This is a genomic window from Citrobacter sp. TBCS-14 (assembly GCF_005280805.1).
Taxonomy (GTDB): domain Bacteria; phylum Pseudomonadota; class Gammaproteobacteria; order Enterobacterales; family Enterobacteriaceae; genus Citrobacter; species Citrobacter gillenii.
The window spans coordinates 1-277 of sequence record NZ_SZWM01000537.1; the positions used below are offsets into that span (position 1 = coordinate 1).

Sequence of the window (277 nt, forward strand, 5' to 3'; positions counted from 1 at the left end):
GATGTGGCGGCGCTTTTCTTCAAACAGCTTTTTACGCAGCTCATGCGCGTTGGTCAGGTTGCCATTGTGGGCAAGCGTGATGCCATACGGTGAGTTGACGTAGAAAGGTTGGGCCTCAGAGGCGCTGGAGCTGCCGGCCGTTGGGTAACGCACATGACCAATGCCCATGTTGCCCTGCAAACGCTGCATGTGGCGCGCTTCAAAAATGTCGCTCACCATTCCGTTCGCTTTACGCAAGCGGAAGCAGTTGTTGGCATCAATGGTGATGATGCCAGCG

The 277-nt window shown here is 55.6% G+C and carries 1 pseudogene; it reads right to left on the reverse strand.

Annotation, left to right across the window (positions count from 1 at the left end):
- Positions 1–277, reverse strand: a pseudogene (locus FDX22_RS19745) (class II glutamine amidotransferase); the annotation flags it as partial.